14 protein-coding genes are annotated in these 17,827 nt (G+C 37.0%); 6 read left to right on the forward strand and 8 right to left on the reverse strand.

Annotated features, from left to right (window positions below):
* The 5 genes from VB248_RS14025 (at nt 1) to VB248_RS14045 (ending at nt 6,883) form a co-directional block, all read left to right on the forward strand.
* A complete protein-coding gene (locus VB248_RS14025; protein ID WP_323297418.1) occupies nt 1-3,057 on the forward strand; it encodes an AAA family ATPase in 3,057 nt (1,018 codons plus the stop codon).
* 128 nt (nt 3,058-3,185) lie between these two features.
* On the forward strand, nt 3,186-4,148 hold the full coding sequence (locus VB248_RS14030; protein ID WP_323297419.1) for a hypothetical protein: 963 nt from the start codon (nt 3,186-3,188) through the stop codon (nt 4,146-4,148).
* A gap of 2 nt (nt 4,149-4,150) precedes the next feature.
* Nucleotides 4,151-5,020, forward strand: a complete 870-nt coding sequence (locus VB248_RS14035; protein ID WP_323297420.1) for a hypothetical protein — start codon at nt 4,151-4,153, stop codon at nt 5,018-5,020.
* Between the two features lie 9 nt (nt 5,021-5,029).
* Entirely contained in the window at nt 5,030-6,007 is a 978-nt protein-coding gene (locus tag VB248_RS14040) for a glycosyltransferase (RefSeq protein ID WP_323297421.1), read from the forward strand.
* A gap of 3 nt (nt 6,008-6,010) precedes the next feature.
* Nucleotides 6,011-6,883 (forward strand): glycosyltransferase family protein, encoded by an 873-nt coding sequence (locus tag VB248_RS14045; protein WP_323297422.1) that lies wholly within the window; start codon nt 6,011-6,013, stop codon nt 6,881-6,883.
* A gap of 69 nt (nt 6,884-6,952) precedes the next feature.
* Here the strand turns inward: VB248_RS14045 and VB248_RS14050 are convergent, their stop codons facing one another.
* Nucleotides 6,953-7,936 (reverse strand): ribonucleotide-diphosphate reductase subunit beta, encoded by a 984-nt coding sequence (locus VB248_RS14050; RefSeq protein WP_323297423.1) that lies wholly within the window; start codon nt 7,934-7,936, stop codon nt 6,953-6,955.
* 577 nt (nt 7,937-8,513) lie between these two features.
* Between VB248_RS14050 and VB248_RS14055 the strand changes: the two genes are divergently transcribed.
* Nucleotides 8,514-9,275 carry an SDR family NAD(P)-dependent oxidoreductase gene (locus VB248_RS14055; protein ID WP_323297424.1) on the forward strand — a complete coding sequence of 254 codons (762 nt, stop codon included), beginning with the start codon at nt 8,514-8,516 and terminating at the stop codon, nt 9,273-9,275.
* Between the two features lie 160 nt (nt 9,276-9,435).
* Here VB248_RS14055 and VB248_RS14060 read toward each other — a convergent pair whose 3' ends face one another.
* From VB248_RS14060 to VB248_RS14090, 7 genes are all read right to left on the reverse strand, one after another.
* Nucleotides 9,436-10,602 carry a hypothetical protein gene (locus tag VB248_RS14060; RefSeq protein WP_323297425.1) on the reverse strand — a complete coding sequence of 389 codons (1,167 nt, stop codon included), beginning with the start codon at nt 10,600-10,602 and terminating at the stop codon, nt 9,436-9,438.
* A gap of 190 nt (nt 10,603-10,792) precedes the next feature.
* Nucleotides 10,793-12,295, reverse strand: coding sequence for a phosphatase PAP2 family protein (locus VB248_RS14065; protein WP_323297426.1), 1,503 nt, complete (start codon nt 12,293-12,295; stop codon nt 10,793-10,795).
* Between the two features lie 38 nt (nt 12,296-12,333).
* Nucleotides 12,334-13,257: a hypothetical protein gene (locus VB248_RS14070; protein WP_323297427.1), complete on the reverse strand. Its 924-nt coding sequence runs from the start codon at nt 13,255-13,257 to the stop codon at nt 12,334-12,336.
* A gap of 331 nt (nt 13,258-13,588) precedes the next feature.
* Nucleotides 13,589-14,731 carry a DUF3179 domain-containing (seleno)protein gene (locus VB248_RS14075; RefSeq protein WP_323297428.1) on the reverse strand — a complete coding sequence of 381 codons (1,143 nt, stop codon included), beginning with the start codon at nt 14,729-14,731 and terminating at the stop codon, nt 13,589-13,591.
* A 447-nt stretch (nt 14,732-15,178) separates the two neighbouring features.
* The gene (locus VB248_RS14080; RefSeq protein ID WP_323297429.1) at nt 15,179-15,727 is read right to left on the reverse strand and encodes a carboxymuconolactone decarboxylase family protein; all 549 of its coding nucleotides are present in this window, start codon (nt 15,725-15,727) and stop codon (nt 15,179-15,181) included.
* Nucleotides 15,728-15,827: 100 nt separating this feature from the next.
* Nucleotides 15,828-16,373, reverse strand: coding sequence for a carboxymuconolactone decarboxylase family protein (locus VB248_RS14085; protein ID WP_323297430.1), 546 nt, complete (start codon nt 16,371-16,373; stop codon nt 15,828-15,830).
* A 197-nt stretch (nt 16,374-16,570) separates the two neighbouring features.
* Nucleotides 16,571-17,797 (reverse strand): MFS transporter, encoded by a 1,227-nt coding sequence (locus tag VB248_RS14090; RefSeq protein ID WP_323297431.1) that lies wholly within the window; start codon nt 17,795-17,797, stop codon nt 16,571-16,573.
* Nucleotides 17,798-17,827 lie beyond the last annotated feature (30 nt).

Genomic DNA, 17,827 nt, shown 5'->3' on the forward strand with positions numbered 1-17,827 from the left:
ATGAAAATCAATAAAATATATTTAAAAAATATCAACTCTTTCAAAGGCGAGCATCGGATTGACTTTACCGAAAATCCGCTGTCGTCGGCGGGGCTTTTTGCCATTGTTGGCCCCACAGGTGCAGGGAAATCTACCCTTTTGGATGCCATTACTTTGGCATTGTTCAACCGTGTACCCAGATTTGATAAAAAGATTTCTAAAGATTTAGTGGGTTCGGGCGGTTCAATTCTTACTCGTGGCGAAAAAGAGTGTGCCGTAGAAGTAGAGTACGTTTGTAAAGCTGGCGTTTTTGTGTCGAAATGGTGGATAAATGTCAACCGAAATAATAATCTGAACGATTATGGAATGGAGGTTGTCGATAAAACTAAAGAGCAAATTATCACCAATAAAAAAACAGAAGTACCCGACAAAAACCAAAGTTTGATTGGACTGAATTATGACCAATTTGTGAAATCAATTTTGTTGTCGCAAGGGGAGTTTTCTAAATTTTTGAAATCTGGAAAAGACGAGCGAGGCAAGCTTTTGGAAGATATTACGGGAATGCAAATTTACCGTTTGCTTGGCAAAAAAGCCTTTGAAATGAACAATGAAAAAGGCGGAGAATTGAAGCTCAAAAGAAATCAAATGAAAACTACTTCTGAAAAATTGGTCGCTCAGGAAATAGCCGAAATTTGGGAAAAAGATTTAGCCGAAAAAGAGTTTGCAATTACCAAAGCCAATGAAAATTTAGAAAAGACTTCTGAAAGTATTCGCTTGAAAAATACGCTAAAAAGTATGGCTGAGGAAATTCTTCAAAAGGAGAAAGACTTTGCCAATACTGCCGCTATTTGGCAAGTATTTGAACAAGAAAAATTACCGATACTTCAACAACATGAATTAGTTGAACCTTTCAGAGAAAGCATTTTACAAGTAAAAAACGACGAAAAGGAACTTGGAAATCTTCAAAATCGTCTGGAAGTTCAGCAGCAGGATTTAGTAAAAAATCAAGTAGCTTTCAAGCAAAATCTTGAAGCTATCGCCGACCTTACTCAAGCCAGCGTAAACACTGAAAATGCAAATGAAGTATTACAAACATTTCGGAAAAAAGTAACCGAATTACTCCGTGAACTCAGCGAGCAAGAAGGTACGCTAAAAGCCAAACAACAGCAAATCAGCGAAACAATTTCATTTTTAAGGATTCCGCAATTAAGTACTTTGTCGGTCGGTCAGTTGGCTGAAAACTCTTTAGCAATGATTGAATCAGTTGCCAAAGAGCAGAAAGTACAGATGGAAAAATGGTATGAAATTGCAGGAATTTCATCGCCAGACGAAGTAGAAGAAAAAGGTTTGCAATTGGAATTTGAGTTAAAATTGTATCATCATCTTAACCAATTAATTGGCGATTATAGCAACCTGAAAACACTCTTTAGCGAAGCCGAAAAAGAGGAAAAAACACAACTTGATTTTCAAAATACCACTACTTTAATTCTTGAAAAAAAACAAATTTTATATGCCGAGCTTGTTCAGAAAATAGAGGCTTTAGAAGTAGAAAAAGAACGTTTGGGGAAATCCTACAATTTTGAAAAAGACCGAGCCAAACTTTTGAAAAAAGATGAAGCTTGTCCGCTTTGTGGTTCTTTAGAGCATCCATTTTTGAGTCATTATGCCAATAATTATGTAGAAATCGACCAAGATTTGAAAGCTCAAAAAGCCGAAGAAAAAGTATTGAATAATGAAGTAAATACTTTGAAAACGCAAATTGCGTCTGCCCATCAAATAGAACTAAAAGAACAAAAGCGAAAGCAAGAAATCCAGCAAAAGCTTGATGCTAAACAAGTAGAAATTACAGAAATTAAGCAAAATCTTCATTTAGAAAAAGTAGGCAACAGAGCTTGGGTTCAGGAGCAAATCAAGCTGAAAGAACAGCAAACTAATGCCTTGAATTTGCTTGAAAAATCAGTAAAAGTACTGGAGAATTTAAGGGCTTTGCACAGAAATGTGAAGGAAACGAAGGCTTTTCAGGAGCAAAAAAATATACTTATTGATACAATTAAAGGCTTATATGCTGGTAAAAATATCAATAATGATTGTGATAAACTACAACAACAGTTCTCGCAAACACAAACAAAAATCATTACAATTCAGCAAACAATTCAGCAACTTTATGCTGAAATACAAGCCAAGCAAGCCACATTAAAAGTATTACAAAATGAACTATTGCATGGGCTTCAAACCTTGGGTTTTGTGTCGGTAGAAGATGCCCAAAAACATTTACTTTCTACTGAACAAAGTAAAAACTTGCGTGATGAACAGGAAAAACTCAGAACGAAAATCAATATTCTGACGAGCGAATTGAAGAATAAAAAAGTAGAATTTGAGCAAAAAGAAAATGAGGATAATCGGGAAGTAAGTCTTGAAGAATTACAGATACTTCGCCAAACTTTACAAGAACAAAAAGTTGCCGTAGAAAAAGAAGTAGTGGATTTGCGGGTAAAAATTCAAGCCCAGAACTCCGTTCGGCAAGAAGTAAAGGCTTTAGAAGAAGAAATTGCCTTCTTGGAAAAATCTAATTTGAAGTGGGAATTATTAAACCGATATATTGGAGATGCAGAAGGGAAAAAATTTAGTACATTTGCACAGGGACTAACCTTAGCGAGATTGATTGCTTTGTCGAACAGAAGATTGGCAGAACTTTCAGACCGCTACTTGTTAGATAAACCTTCTGAGCTTGAAGACGATGAATTGATGGTAATAGACCAGTACATGGGCAACGAGCGTCGTTCGGTAAAAACACTTTCGGGCGGTGAGACTTTTATGGTGAGTTTGTCGCTGGCATTGGCTTTATCGGACTTGGCTTCAAAGAATGTAAAATTAGAAAGTTTGTTTATCGACGAAGGTTTTGGAACACTCGACCCCGAAACACTTGATTTGGCTTTGGGTACTTTAGAAAAGCTACAACAAGAGGGACAAAAAAACATTGGTATCATTTCTCACGTTGAGTCAATAAAGGAAAGAATTTCAACCCAAATTCGTTTAGAAAGAAATAACAGAGGTTTTAGCAAGATTGAAGTTTTTTAGCAATAAACTATCTGTTGAAGTATTATGCTTTAAGCCGTAGGCATTAGGCAAAATAGCTTAAATTAATCACTTAACTATTGATAATAAAATACTTATAATCATAGTAGCCAATTGCTACTTAAAACCCAATGAAACATATACTTTTTATTTCACCTACAACGGCAGCGAATATTCATAAAGTCATTTTAGATGAATTGAATGTATATCAAGACAGTATTCGAACTTCATTTTTATCAAATGTTTCACCGAGGTACAGATATAAAAATAAAGCACAGCAGTTTTTGAATTTACTTTCAAAAGTATTTTTAGGAAGAAATATCAAGAAAATATATCATCAAAAAGTAATGCAAAAAAGGTTTGAAAGACTGGAAGAGCATTATGATTTGATATTTGTGATTCGTCCAGATTTATTGACGAATCAAGAATTGGCTACTTTGAAAGCTAAAACCACAAAATTCGTTGCTTATTACTGGGATACGATTGCTTTTTACCCAAGAAAAAAAGAAATAATGCCTTATTTCGATAAAATCTACTCTTTTGACCTTGAAGATTGCAAAACCTATCAACTCGAATTACTCACCAATTTTTATTTTTTTGAACCCGAGCCAGTGGCGATTGATAAAACGGTATTTTGTATTTCGCATCTTGAAAAGAAGCGTTTTGCCATGTTCAATCTTATGGGAAAATACTTGGAAGAAAAGCAAATTACGTATCGTTTTCTGACAAGGCAATCTAAAGAAAAACTAAAAAGTCCTTATATCGAGTACTTAAAAGCGTCGATTCCGTATCAGGAAATGTTGAAATTATTGAACCATTATGAGGTGATTTTGGATATTGCCAAACCGCAACAAAATGGGCTTTCGTTAAGAATTTTTGAAAGTTTGGGCATGAATAAGAAAATTATCACCAATAATCAGTCGGTGAAAGCTTACGATTTTTATCATCCAAGCAATATTTTGGTCATAGATTTTAATGATTTAGCTATTCCAGAAGCGTTTTTCAAATTGCCTTATCAGCCTATCGACGAAGCCATCAAAAAGCAGTATCATTTAAAAACCTTTGTTAAAAAAGTATTGAGCAATCTCAACTAACTATGAATATTTTATACTTGGTCTTCGGAGAAGAACAGCGAAACCATACGCAGGCTTACTTTTCTATTTGTTCATTTCTTGGACAAATGAATGAATCAGACAGAATTTATATCCTGACTGATGCCCCAAAGTATTATCAGCGTGTGGCAGAACGAGTAAATATTGTGGAAGTAAGCAAAGGACTTCTGGAAGAATGGGAGGGCGTGCATCGGTTTTTCTGGCGAGTAAAAATTAAAGCAATTGAATATATATGTACGATTCATCCCAACGAAGATGTACTTTATTTGGATACGGATACTTTTTTGTATGCTGATATTCACAAACTAAAAGCAGATTTAAAACAGCCTTTGATGCACCTGAACGAAGGAAAACTTTCTTTGCTAAGAAGTAAAACCGAAAGAATGATGTGGAAACAGGTAGGAAAAAAATCATTCGGTGGCGTAGTAATTCAGCCAGACCATTGTATGTGGAATGCTGGGGTTGTAGCTTTGCCAGCACTAAAAGGTATGAATATCGTAAAAATGGCTTTGGCAATTTGCGATAATATGCTTTTGGCAAAAGTAAGTAGAAGATTGATAGAGCAATTTGCTTTGTCGGTAGCGATGGCTGAATTCGGAGATTTAAAACCTGCGAGCGAAAGTATTGGACATTATTGGGCTAATAAAGTAGAATGGAATGAAGTAATACAACGTTTTTTGGCAGATTCTTTTCTGGGTTCACGAACCTTAGAACAAGACATTGCCATCGTAAAACAGTGGGATTTTGCTAAAACGCCCGTGCAGAAAAGAGTACCGAATACGCAAACTCGCCTTAAAAAATTAATAGAAAAATTGTTTCCTGCTGAAAATATTCAGCACGTGAAAACTCGATAAAGATTGTACATGAATATACTTATTCAACATAATGCCTTATTGCCTGTTAGTCAGTACGGAGGAACAGAACGGGTAGTTTGGTGGTTGGGTAAACAATTACATCAACTGGGGCATCAGGTTACTTTTTTGGTGAAAGAAGGCTCTACTTGTCCTTTTGCGAGAGTATTACCCTACAACGAGCAAAAAAGTGTAGATGAGCAAGTGCCAGATGACATCGACCTCGTTCACCTAAATTCTACTTATGAAGCCACCCAAAAACCACAAGTAGTAACCGTTCATGGCAACCCACATGAATCTGAAAAGTTAGCAATAAATTCCATTTTTGTTTCTCAAAATCATGCTGAACGTTATGGAGCTAAAGCCTTCGTTCATAATGGTTTAGACTTCGATGATTACGGAAAACCAGATTTGAATCTTCCTCGAAAACATTTACACTTTTTAGCAAAAGCCGCTTGGCGAGTAAAAAATGTAAAAGGAGCAATTGAAATTTCGAGGAGAAGCCACCATAAATTAATTGTGATGGGCGGTACTCGTTTGAATCTAAAAATGGGTTTTCGTTTTACACCCGATTTACACGTAAAGTTTTACGGAATGGTCGGTGGTGAACAGAAATTATCTTTATTAAATCAATCCAAAGCCTTATTATTTCCTGTACTCTGGCACGAGCCTTTCGGAATAGCCATTACCGAAAGTTTGTACATGGGAGCTGCCGTTTTCGGTACGCCTTATGGTTCTTTGCCCGAATTAGTGACGGATGAAGTAGGTTTTTTATCCAATCATAAATCAGAATTGGTGGAACAACTTTTGAATGTTGACCATTTTTCGCCAAAACGTTGTCACGAGTATGCTCAAGATGTATTTTCAGCCAGAGCGATGGCTGAAAAATATATTGGCTATTACGAAAGCGTTTTGGCAGGAAACCCTCTCAATTCTCAACCGCCAAAAGCTTTAGAAAATTATCCAAAGTTTTTGCCTTTTTCAGAATAAAGCATGAAAATAGCTGGATTTACTTTTGTTAGAAACGCCATTAAATTTGATTACCCCATCGTCGAAGCCATTACTTCTATTTTACCAATATGCGATGAAATGGTAGTAGCCGTGGGAAATTCAGACGACGGCACTTTGGCTTTAATTCAAAGTATTGGTTCACCGAAAATAAAAATCATCGAAACCGTATGGGATGATTCGCTTCGTAAAGGCGGACAAGTACTTGCCGTAGAAACAGACAAAGCTTTAGCCGCCGTTTCGTCCGATGCCGATTGGTGTTTTTATATTCAAGGCGATGAAGTGGTGCATGAGCAATACTTGCCCGTTATCAAAAAAGCCATGCAGGAAAATTTTGATAAACCCTCAGTAGAAGGCTTGTTGTTTCATTATACTCATTTTTATGGTTCGTATCAGTACGTTGGCAATGCACATCGTTGGTATCGCCGAGAAATCCGAGTGATTAGAAATACAGGAAAAGTACGTTCGTACAAAGATGCACAAGGTTTCAGAACAATTGATAATCAGAAATTGAAAGTAAAATTGATAGATGCCTATATTTATCATTATGGTTGGGTAAAGCCACCAGAAATTCAACGTGAAAAAATGAAAAGTTCGATTAATTTTTGGGGTGAAGGCAAAGATGTTGATAAAATAAAAGAAGTACTTGAAAATTTTGATTACTCAGAAATAGATTCACTTACGCTTTTTCATGGAACACATCCTGCCGTAATGCAAGCCAGAATTGATAGTGTAAATTGGATGTTTGATTATGACATCAGAGAAAAAAAATTAAGCTTCAAGAATCAAGTAAAAATGGCTATCGAAAACCTAACAGGTTATAGAATTGGCGAATATCGGAATTATAGATTATTGTAATCATCAAAAAGCCCTCAAACACAAATTGTTCGAGGGCTTTTTGATGGTTAAAATATATTTGATTTGCTATTAAAAATCTTCATCTAAAGAGAACGACATAGATTCTTTCTCAGACATTACACCAGATTTTTGGTACTCTGCTACTCTTTTCTCGAAGAAGTTTGTTTTTCCTTGTAATGAAATCATTTCCATGAAATCAAATGGATTGGTAGCATTGTATTGTTTTTGTAAACCTAAAGCTACCAAAAGACGGTCTGCCACAAATTCGATGTACTGGCACATCAATTCTGCATTCATTCCGATTAATGAAACTGGTAGAGCATCGGTTACGAATTCTTTTTCGATAGCCACGGCATCCATAATAATTTTATATACAGAAGCAGGAGCTAATGGGTATTTGATGTGGTCGGTATAAAGTAAACAAGCAAAGTCGCAGTGTAAACCTTCGTCTCTTGAAATCAATTCATTCGAGAACGATAAGCCCGGCATCAAACCACGTTTTTTCAACCAGAAAATAGAACAGAAAGAACCAGAGAAGAAAATACCTTCTACGGCTGCGAAGGCAATCAAACGCTCTGCAAAATTTCCTTCATTAATCCAGCGTAAAGCCCAGTCGGCTTTCTTTTTTACGCAAGGTATGGTATCTACCGCACGCAACATTTTATCTTTTTCTACTGGATTTTTGATATAAGTATCAATCAACAAAGAGTAGGTTTCAGAGTGGATATTTTCCATCATTACCTGAAATCCATAGAAGCATTTTGCTTCTGCGTACTGTACTTCCGAAAGGAAATTTACAGCAAGGTTTTCGTTCACGATACCGTCTGAAGCAGCAAAAAATGCCAAAACGTGTGAGATAAAGTGTCTTTCTCCGTCGTTTAGGCGGTTTTCCCAGTCTGCTAAATCTTGTTGAAGGTCAATCTCTTCAGCAGTCCAAAAAGAGGCTTCCGCCTTTTTATAGAATTGCCAAATATCGTTTTGCTTGATTGGAAACAATACGAAGCGGTTTGGATCTTCGATTAAAAGCGGCTCTAATTGTTCAATTTGTGTCATGGTTCTTAAAGGAAATTTTATTCAGATTTAAATTCCGAGTGATTCTTTTTTATGTTGAAAACGTTATGCTAATGTTGTTTTACAAGAACGGTTTTTGAAAAATAATTTAACCGAAAGTGTTTTTTGAATACCCAAATCGCTATCAGATTTGTTATCAATGGGTTAAAAACTTTTATTAATCTTTCGTTAATTTTAAAGGAAAACCTCAAGGCTACATACTCAACGTCACTATTCTTACAAACATCAAAAGTAGTGATGAAGTTATATTTTTGAGCAAAAAAATCTGATGTTTTTGATAAAACCTTTTTTTCCGAGACAAGCGAAAGATTGAGCAAAAGTTAAATGCAAGAGCATTTATTTAGGAGGATTTTTGGTAGATAAAATATTTATAAACCAAAAGCTGAAATGCTTACTTCATTGAAGTATCTTGTTCAAATTTAGAAAGGTTTTGTCTGAATAGCTAAGAAAATACCTTGAATTTTTTATTATTTATGCTGAGTGAAGCATAAAAAAAGAATAATGGTACTTTCTGAATATTTCTTTTACTTACTGTTTAATACTTTAATCTGTTGATGCAATGAAATATGATTTCACAGGAAAAATTGCGATGATTACGGGGGCGGCTTCGGGTTTGGGTAGAGCTACTGCTTTGCTTTTTGCTGAACTCGGAGCGAAAGTGGTGGTTTCGGATATTGCCGTAGAAGGCGGTGAAGAAACGGTAAAAATGATTCGAGAGAAAGGCGGAGAAAGTATCTTTATTGAATGTAATGTTGCCAATGAAGAAGCCGTTTGTGAATTGGTGGCACAAACCGTTCAACATTTTGGCAGATTAGATTTTGGCATCAATAATGCAGGCGTAGGAGGGATGTGGATGGCTTCGCATAAGTATCCGTTGGATAATTTCGAGAAAGTACTTGCCACCAACACCACGGGCGTTTACTTGTGTATGCGAGAAGAATTGAAAGTAATGCTTCGACAAGGCTCGGGAGTGATTATTAATGTGGCTTCTATGGCTGGACTATTGGGGTTTCCGAATAATTTGGCTTATTCTGCCAGTAAACACGCCGTTGTGGGCATGACCAAAACGGCAGCTTTGGAGTATGCAAAAAGAAAGATTAGAGTAAATGCCGTTTGTCCTGTTTATACCATTACGCCAATGGTAGAGGAGATGTTTGAAGTAATTGGCGATTTTAAGGATAAATTAGAGACTTCTATTCCGATGAAAAGATTCGGGCAAGCTCAAGAAGTAGCCGATGCAGTTGTTTGGCTTTGTTCTGATGCCGCTTCTTTTATCACGGGTCACGCTTTACCTATTGATGGTGGCTTACAAGCGGGTTAAAACTGAAAAACCTTCGCAGAAAAAACTTTCAGCGAAGGCTTTCAGGTGTGTGAATCATACTGACTTTAGTAATTATGCAGAATAAACTTTGATTTATTAGTTTTATAATCAACTGAAATTCAGATAGTTTTTCTCATAATTCATTATTCAGCATTCATATTTAGTTTACCTTCCAAGTAGGTACTTTAGCGGATTTTGCAATTCTAAATGAATAGCCTAAGCTGATAGAATAGTCAGCAAAAGCAGCATCTCCTTGTACGTGTACGTAATTTGCTGGGTCTGAAATCTTAGAGTTTTGTAAATTCTGGTCAGCAATATCCGCAGCACTTTGAATACGATTTTTAATGAAATTGTAAGGAACAAATAAGCTGAAAGTATGTTGTCCTTTGCGGTAAGTTACCCCTGGCTCAACGGCTACTACATAACCCGGACGACGATACGCCACTTGTCCACCGAAGGCATCATAAGCTGGAATTCCTTCTACTCTACCTGCCAATGAAAACGCTAAATTTTTCTGTTTGCCTACGGCTGTCATAAAACCTGCACGAGCAAAGTATTGGTCTGGACAAGCATAAATATTATAACCTGTTAAACCCGCTTTTGCCGCAGATTTAAACGAACCATTTGATTCTTTCGGGTTGAACAAATAATAAGCATTCGCAAAACCATAAATGTTTTTGTGTAATTGACGGAATCCTTGAAATTCAACTGAAAAACCTACACCACCATCACCCGGCTGAATGGCTTGGTCCATTGTTACATTTTTATATGTCCCATCAGTTTGCAAAGCATCGTCGGTAGCTTTATAATTTCCTGTTGCTAATTTGATACCTGCCCCAATCATAATATTTCCTTTGTGTGCTTTTTTGGGGTCAATCAACCAATAATTTGCTCCAAAACGAATATCAGCAAGTCCGCCAGCTTTTACGCTATAACGAGTCAATGTTTTTGTAGCAACATCCTTATTTAAAGTTAAAGTCTGTGAACGTTCTGAATCTACAAAAGGAAGTGTAGCATTTAGTTGTACTCGGCTCGAAAGTCCATAAGAAATATTAATATCCACAGCGTGTTGGTAAATATTTACAGCATTGCCTAACACTTGTCGTTGAGGTTGTTCTTCTGTACCTACGAAATGTCTCCAAGAGTGAAAATAACGATAATTTGCACCTACTTGAAATTCTCCTTTACCAAGATTGTAAGAAGAAGAGGCAGACATCGCATTGATTCCACCCATTTGGCGTACTGCCACACAGCCTTGTGCTGAGGCTTGTTGTTGGAGTACTAAAGTACTTGCGGCAAGGAATAGAGATTGTAAAAGTTTTTTCATGATTGATTTTGGATTATTGGATTAACAGAAATTTATAACTCTTTATAATTGAAATGAGGTAAGTATGAGTGCTGAGTTTAGAATTTAAAATGCTGAATTTCATGTTGTTAGGCTATTCTAAATTCTAAACTAAAATTGCACAATTACTTAATGTTAAATAATTAAAGGTTTAGAGATAATTTCACTGTTATTAGTTCGCTCCGTCTGTTTTAGCACGAGCTACGGCATAATCACCAATTTTCTTTCCGCAAGTAAGACCTACTTCGCAGTCGAAACGGTAGTGAATAGCTCCATAAATTCTTGATTCCGAGGCTTCTTTTGCCATCGCTTCTAAATTGGTTTTTTCTTCAGGAAAGAGGTAAGACAATACTGCTGCGGCTGCTGCCGAAAAAGTAGAGTGTCCAGAGGTATAACTTGGGAAATTGGGCGTTCCTGTTGCCGTTTTAATGCTTGGGTCAACTTGATTTGGACGTGGATAAAAATAATAGTACTTCGTATCCCAACAGCAAATCCCTGCATCTTCGATGGCTGTATTCAAAAGTGCTAATGAACGAGCCATTCTTACTTCCGACATATTGGCTTTTCTGAATAATTCTAAACCAATCTGATTCCAGTGTCCCGGAGGAGTTGAAGTACCCAAACCATCAGCCCAAAACTGTACAATCGACCATTGTTCACGAGTGATATTTTTAGCAAAACCTCTTACTTCTTCCAAGTCTTTTTTGAATGCTTCTGAATTTAAGGCTGGCGGTGCTGCTGGACGAATAGCATCACGAGTAGCTTTATCGAAGTTCCAAGTTTTTACTTCACCAAATTTCATCAACATTCCCGGACGAGCAGGCACGTCTAAACTTTTCCATGGGTTTGTTATTCCTCGTGCTAAAGCGGCTTCTGCGTATTGTGCTTGAATCGTAAGGTTTCCACCTGCAGTTCCCATTCCGTCGGTTTTAGCATAGGCAATGATTTTATCTGCTACGGCTTTTCCTAAAATATCTGCGGCATCAATATCACTTTGTACGCTTTTCCCAGACCAAAGTCCAACCATGCGTCCTTCGTTGTATTTGTTTTCAATCAACTGTGTTGGATAACTTCCCGGAAATAAAAACTTCAAAACTTTACTTGATGCAGCGGCAATAACAGCTTCTTCCGAAGGGTAGTCTGGCAAAGCATCCGTATTGTTTTTTCTCATGTACTTAAATTTATATGCCCAAGTAGCCACCAAAGCATCGTACTGAGCCACACTTACCAAAGCATAAGCACGTGAAGCATAAGGTGGATTCGCAAAGGGAAAGTAAGGAAGAGAATCAGGTTTTGCTGAACTCGGAGCAGAGTAAGTATCGTCTTCGTTTGGTTCTGGTGCTAAGTTGTAGCGTGCAATCAACTCACGTGCTACTTCATTCCAGCGTCCTACCGAACCCGCCTGCCAATAGGTTACCGCACTTTTTTGAGCGGAAGTCAAGTTGGCAACTACTTTTTTAGCATCTTCCAACTCTGCTTTGTACTCAGCAGAAGTAGTTTCTTTTGGAGCAGGAATTGTATAGTCGCTTGGCTGACCGAAGTACATTTTCCAGTTACCAGCATTGGGTTCAATACTTGATGGTTCTAATGGCTTTACATAAGCTTGTTCTACTTCTTTTGAACAAGCAAAGGCAATCATACTGATAAATAATATAGATAAAATTCTTGATTTCATTTGAATACAATTAAATGGCAATTGAAAATGCTTGATGTTTATTTCTGAGATTTCTTTTTACTAAAATCAAAAATGTATTGTAACTGTCCGCCGAAAGCAGCATCTACTTTACCCACATTTCGCCCAGCGATAACTTTTGCAAAATGACCATTCACAGAAAAGTTTTTGATGGGTGTATGCCAAGTAACAAAAAGTCCGATGCGTGTCCAGTCCATTTTATTAGCAGGAAGTGGCGTATCGTATCTGCGAATATCTGTGCCTGTTGTACATCTGATATTATCAATAAATGCTTCGGCAAGTACTTCTTTTTTGTTTACACCAATTCTTAATGAAGTACTCACTTGGTCGGGTACTGCCATTTCGTGACTGTACTGAATTTCATTTCCTGTATAATAGTTGGTTCTGTCCACATGTATTTTATCACGAGCGATATAACCAGCTTGTGCTGTGATATGGATGCCTAAAGGAAGTAACTGGTGGGCAATCAAACGAGCTGAAGCTGTTTTTGAATGAAGTCCAATAGAGTAAGGCAAAAAGTCAGGAACATAGTCGGTTACGGGAGTAGAAACGCCTACAACACCGAACATTCTGAATTTATGATACAATAAAAATCTGTATTTGAAAGCCAAGCTTACATCTTGAAGACCACTCAAACCCGTCATTGTTCCCGAAGTAGAAGACGTTGAGATATAAGGTAAAGAAGCAATAATATTGAACTTACTCGTAACGCCATAAGCTGCCATTACTGAAGCTGAATTGCTCGTGAAAGTACCAATATTTTGGTTTTTTCTGAGTCTGTCACCTTCCCAGTATTGCGACCACGACTCAGTGTCGTACTGCACTACTGCACAAAGTTTTTTGTCACCCATCATCAAACCATCTTGCGGAGTTTGTGCAAAAATTGTAGTTGAAGAGATGAGTAATAAACAGATAAAATAAAGTTTTTGTAAAGATTTCATCATAATTGACGCTTGAATTCCGATTTATTAGAAATTGAATTTATTTTCCAAAATTATGGAATATCTAAATTGTTTCCAAGCAAATGGAAAAAATATTGTGATTTTTAGAAAAAAAATGATTTTAATTTAATGGAAGCCCAAATTGAGTAATTTTGAAGCTTTTGAAAATCGTGAAATAGTAGAATATTTGGCGGTTTTTGATATTAGAAAAGTTCTATTTAGTTTATTTTTCCAGAATAGTGGAAAAATGAAAATTTTACGAGAAGCAGATATTTTTTCGGAATTTTTAGAAAGAGGTAGAACTATTTACATTAAAAATGTTAGGTTTATTGGTTTAATATTGTTGGGTTTGTGGATGGAAAGTCTTCCAACTATGCCAAAATTCTTGATAAGCATTCACTTTTGTAAGGGTAATTTGTGGGTTCGAGATACTTTTTCCTCTTAAATCAAATCGTGATGAACCATTGATTAAAGTGTCGTTTTTGAAAGTGAATGTTGAACTATTGGTTGGTACTTTAAAAGCAAAAAAGCTTTTGTTGTCTTTTGCTAATACCAAAACGATGGCTTCTTTCCCAATACTTGTTTGGACGATTCGTTCTTTTTTCAAACGATTCCAGTCAAACGCTTTACTTTCGCCATTCAACTGAATACCCACCACCCACGATTTATCTTTCCACGACAATGAATCCGTTCCTGTCAATTTCTTTTTCGATTTGCCCGATTCGTATTTGGCAGTACTGTCGTACTCGTCTTTGTAAAGTACATCGGCTTGCATGATTTTACTTTCGGGGTAAAGCTTCAACCAAGTATCTAATGAAACTTGCTGAGAGGCTAATTCTGGCAATACTGTGCCTTTTAGTGGCCCCGTGATGGCTTCACCGTTGGCTTGTCGCCACCAACTTTTGGTTGTTTTGTCTTCAAACATGGCGTTGAAATGATCCATGCCTACCAATCTGAAAGTTTCAGGTTTACCATTTACCAGCGGTTCAAATACTCTCCCTGTTCTACAAACAGAGCAGTATGTCACCATAATTGGTTTGCCTGCCAAAGTATCTCTTACTTGATGATGATACAGAATCAACGAAATAGGATAGGCTTTGGCTTCGCCGTTGAGTTCAACGCCTACAATTACTCTATTGGTTTTGATTTTATTTTTCTGTGCAGTTTGCATACTCAAATGTTCGGTCTGGGCAAACATTGCATCCGCAGCCATTTGGAAATTAAAAGCATAACAAACGCCCAAAGCAATCACCGAAGCAAGAGCAGTAAATACACGGGAAGATTGATAAGCGGAAGAAATACCTGCCAAGATGAGTACGCCAAAAAATACCCTGAAAGTCCAACGCCAAGTATATAAAAAATAGGCAATATCAATGCTTCGCATTTGCTGGCTTCCGGGCATAGGCATGATAAAATACACATTGAGAATTTCAAAAAGGATGAGTCCGATAATACCCAGATAGAAGAGTTTTTTCATTTTTTATTTGGCTAATGAATACTTTGAATGTTGCTGAGGGCTAATAATGAAAAAACTCTACACATCAAGCTGATAAGTAGAGTTTGAATTATTAACCATTTATAAATACTTAAAATATCTTTGAATCATTTATTACATCGGGTTTTTGTTTTAAAACTTTCCACATTCGTTAAATATGGAAAGTTTGTAATACCCCAATTTTAATATTCTGATTTTCCACTGCTAAACAAATTAAAATGACTAAATATAGATTTTTTGTCACTTTTCTAATTTCTGCTACAAAGTAATGGCTAAAATTTATTATTTCCAAATAAGTGGAAAAATTTTCCATTATTTTTTCTCTTTTTTGAATATTTGGCTTCAATCGCTCATTAATTTGACAAATTTTTATTCGTTTCTGGAAAAAGTAGGAATATTTTCAAAATTTATTTCCGCAAATCTGGAAATTCAGTTTGGCGTTGAATTAGCGTAACCTGTTTCTTCGGCAATTTTCTTGGCTCTGGCTTGATACATGGCAGGATTATCAGGGGCGAATGTACCTAAGCCATCCACATAACGATTGAACATACAAAAGGCAGCGGCGATTAAAACCGTATCATGGATTTCAAAATCACTTGCTCCTAAGCGTCGTGCTTCGGAAACTTGGCTTTCAGTAACAAACTTTCCGCCTTGTTGTACGCTTTTAGCAATGCTCAAAAGGGCTTTTAATTTATCAGAAATGGGAGAATTTTGATAATCTGCTTTTACTTTCTGCACCAAGTGTTCGTCTTCTGTGGCATAATATTGTGCCACTGCTCCATGAATATTCTGACAGAAAAAACAGTCATTTAAAGATGAAACAAAAGTGGCGATAAGTTCTCTTTCGCCTTTGCTCAAACCTTCGTCTGTACGAAGTAAAGCTTCTGCCAAAGCATTTAATGGTTTTGCCGTTTTCGGGCTAAATGCCATTAATCCACGAATGCCGGGCAATTCTTCGGTTAATGTAATGTGTGCCATAAGCAAGAGTTGTGAGTTTTGAATGATGAATTGTAGAGTTAAAATATTGGTAGGAGTAATTTATCAGGATAATATCATCTTTCAGACTAAGCTACTTATATCAAGCTTTTGTTGGTAGAACATATCCTAAAGTCCCCATTCGTTCGCCCATTTGTGCGTAAGTTTCAGCATTAGTCGGGGTAAGCGTAGCCAATCCGTCCACATAGCGATTGAACATACAAAAAGTAGCGGCAATCAATACCGTATCGTGAATATCACGGTCGTTTGCTCCGAACGAACGAGCCAATTGTACATCTTCTTCGCTTACGGTTCTGGCATCTGTTTGTACTTTGCCTGCAATCGTTAGCAAAGCCTTTAATTTATCAGAGATTGGGGCATTTTGATAATCTCCCAACACTAAATCAACTGTTTGGGCTTCGTCTTGATATAAATATCTTGCCGCCGCCGCATGACTACACGAGCAGAAAGTACAAGTATTTTTGTTGGAAACATACGTGGCAATGAGTTCTCTTTCTGCTTGAGACAAAGGTGAATCATCACGTAATAAAATTTGGGCTAATTGGTAAAGCGGTTTACCTGTGTCGGGTCTGAACATTACCAAACTTCTGATACCCGGAACATTTTCTGGAAGTTGAATATGGGGCATAATGTGAGTGATGAATTTTGAGTTATGAGTTTTTTATTTTGATAGCATTTTTTTCATGAAAAAAATGTAAAAGCAACCCTTGCGGTTGCCTTACTCGAAACAGTGAAACGGCAACCGCAAGGGTTGCCGCTACGGGATTTTATTGAGGTAAATTCAAATGCTTTGTTCAAGAGTAGTTTTGAAAGAATAATCGAAAATCACTCAACTACTTTCTTTTCTGTAAAATAAACCACAACTAAAGCAATTAAAAAAGTAATGGAAAACGACAGCAGGGCGTTGCCAATTCCGCCAAAAACTGACACTAAACTTCCTACAAAAAAGACCGCAGTAGCCGTGAAAAATCTGCCGATATTGAAACAAAAACCTGTGGCTGTGGCTCGAATAGTAGTGGAAAAAAGGGCTGGAATGTAGCTCGATAAAGAACCTTGGCTGATTCCGAAGAAAAGAGAAAGTAGGGCGGTTTCAAGATAAATGATAGGCGTGAAGCTTGAATTGGTAGTAAACAATAACAAACAAGCTAAAAAGCAACCTGAAAAAGTAAGCATCAGCGTAATTCTTGAACCTAATTTTTTGATAAGAAATCCAGAAAACATTCCGCCAACAATACCACCGATGCCCAGCAGCATCATGGTTAGTCCACGTTCTTTTTGTCCGTCCGATGAAGTATTGGCTAATAAACCTTGTACCCATGTTGGAAGCCAAGAAAAAATTGCCCAAAGACCAATCAAAACTGAACCAAAAACCAACGAACCGATGAGTAACTTTTTACCATTTTGGGCAGAAAAAATACTTTCTTTTTTCTGTTTTTTATTGAGTCCTTCACTTTGCCAAATAGAAGATTCCGGCAGAAGCATAATTACAAATGCCAACAAAATGGGAATAATACCCAGCCAAAAAGATTGTCGCCAATTGCCAAAGAGTACGTTTAAACCACCCGTTAATACAATACCAATCGGAAAAGAAACCGCTAAAATCCCCAAAGCCACTGGACGAGTACTGGCGTTCCAAATTTCGGAAATATAAACAGTGCTGATGAGTAAAACGCCTCCAACGCCCAAACCCGTGAAGAAACGATAGACCAAAAGGCTTTCCCAATTGGCTACAAAAACGGTCATTAAAGTAAATACGCCATAGAGACCAGCCGAAAAAGCTAAGGTTTTGATTCTACCAATTTTGTCGCTTATAATGCCCAAGGTTAATCCGCCGAACATCCAGCCAAAAATAAAGGAGGCATTCAAGTACGCACCGATTTGTCCTAATTCATCAACCGAAGGCGTTTTGCCTAATAGTTCAGGAATGGCAACGGGTAAATTAACGGACATCAAAGTTGCCACTGTGCCACCCAAAAGATAGCAAAGCATACAAACGGCAAAAGCAATGTTAGTACGTGATTGTACTTGTGTATCATTTAGAAATACTTCCATGATAAATTTGAAGAAGTTAAATGTTCGATT

It is taken from the genome of Arcicella rigui (genome assembly GCF_034929435.1).
In the GTDB taxonomy this organism is placed as follows: domain Bacteria; phylum Bacteroidota; class Bacteroidia; order Cytophagales; family Spirosomataceae; genus Arcicella; species Arcicella rigui.